Source organism: Bradyrhizobium lablabi, assembly GCF_018129385.1.
In the GTDB taxonomy this organism is placed as follows: Bacteria; Pseudomonadota; Alphaproteobacteria; order Rhizobiales; family Xanthobacteraceae; genus Bradyrhizobium; species Bradyrhizobium lablabi_C.
In genome coordinates, this window is the sequence record NZ_JAFCLN010000047.1 from 1 (window position 1) to 1,823 (window position 1,823).

Annotated in this window: 1 protein-coding gene; it reads left to right on the forward strand. The window is 63.1% G+C overall.

The genetic code is table 11. The features are described 5' to 3' along the window. Nucleotides 1-424: 424 nt before the first annotated feature. Nucleotides 425-1,771, forward strand: coding sequence for an IS1380-like element ISBdi2 family transposase (locus tag JQ628_RS34295; protein WP_212231034.1), 1,347 nt, complete (start codon nt 425-427; stop codon nt 1,769-1,771). Nucleotides 1,772-1,823: the final 52 nt, after the last annotated feature.

Consider the following 1,823-nt stretch of genomic DNA (forward strand, 5'->3'; position numbering starts at 1 on the left):
CTGGCGAGCGTGGTGTAAAGCGCTGATGCGGCGTAGGATTCGGTTGCGAAGCCACCCCATCACCTTCAACCGCGAACGCCACGCCCGCCATGACCGATGATACGATTTCAGACCACTATCGAGAAGCAAGAATTCAACACAAATAAAACCTCTGCCTCGCGCTCGATCTCTTCATGCTTGATAGTCTCGTTTCGGAGGCTGATCACCTACCGCGTCTAATAGGCCGCTCGCGCCGGTTTCTTTGGACGCGGCACGACCGCGACTCCACGTTTCGGCACAGAAATGATCGGGAGTCACTCAATCTTTCTTCAACTTAACCCGTCTTATTCGTAAGAGTGCGCCTGAGGGGTAAAGCGCTGATGCGGCGTAGGATTCGGTTGCGAAGCCAACCCCATCACCTCCAACCGCGAACGCCACGCCCGCCATGACCGACGATACGATTCCGCCCTTCTCGTTTCCAGCCGTTCACGCCAAGAAAGTCACAGCTGCCTTCGATGGTGGGCGCCTAACCTCGAACGGGGGCGTGATGCTTCTGGCGATGGCCGAGCGGCGTCTCGGTTTGGCCGACAATCTGGCCCGGGTGTTCCCGGATCGGCGCGATCCGACGCGGGTCGTGCACAGCCTGGTCGATATGTTCCGCGCGCGCATGTTCGCGATCTGCTGCGGCTACGAGGACGCCGACGACCTCGATCATCTGAGGTCCGATCCGGCATTCAAACTGGCCTGCGGACGGCTGCCGGACACGGGCCGGGATTTGTGTTCCCAGCCGACGCTGTCGCGGCTGGAGAATGCTCCGCGCCTGCGCGACGTGATCCGGCTGACCTACACTTTGGTCGACGCATGGATGGATAGCTACCCGCGCGAGCCGGCATCCGTCACGCTCGACATCGATGATACCTGCGACGTCGTCCACGGCCATCAGCAGCTCTCGCTGTTCAACGCTCATTATGACGAACGCTGCTTCCTGCCGATCCACGTCTACGACACGGAGAAGAGCCGGCCCGTGGCCGTCGTGCTGCGGCCCGGCAAGACGCCGGGCGGCGTCGAGGTGCGTGCCCATCTGCGCCGCCTGGTACGGCATATCCGCACGCGATGGCACAACACGCAAATTACGTTCCGTGGCGACGGGCACTATGCCCGGCCGGAGGCCATGGCGTGGTGCGAGACCAACGGCATCGACTACATCTTCGGTCTGTCCGGCACCAAGCCTCTCGCCAGAAAAGTCGACGAGGTCGCCGACGACATCCGCACGCGACGCGCCATCGAGAACCTGCCGGTTCTGCGTGGCTATACCGAGACGCGCCGCCACAAGGCAAAGTCCTGGGATCGCGAACGGCGCACTGTCGCCCGTATTGAGGCGGCGATGCTCGGCCTCGACATCCGCTTCGTCGTCACCAGCCTCGATGTCGGCTCGGCCGAGTGGATCTACGACAGCCTGTATTGCGCGCGCGGCCAAGCCGAGAATCTGATCAAGCTGCATAAGACGCAGCTCGCCTCCGATCGCACCAGCTGCCGTTCGGCGCTCGCCAACCAGGTCCGTCTCGTGCTCCATACGGCCGCTTATTGGCTGATGCTGACCGTGCGCGACGCCATTCCCAAAGCCCGGGAATTGGCCACTGCCGAGTTCGCGACGCTGCGTCTTCGTCTCTTGAAACTCGCTGCCCGTGTGGTCGAGACCACGAGCCGCATTCGCCTTGCGTTTGCCGCGGCATGTCCCGAAGCCGACCTGATCTGCGGCTTGCCCGGCGCGCTGCTGCCGCTCGGTCCTTGACCGGCGGGGCGTCCGCCCCCGTTCGCCCAACCCATCCCTCAAGCGCGTTGCA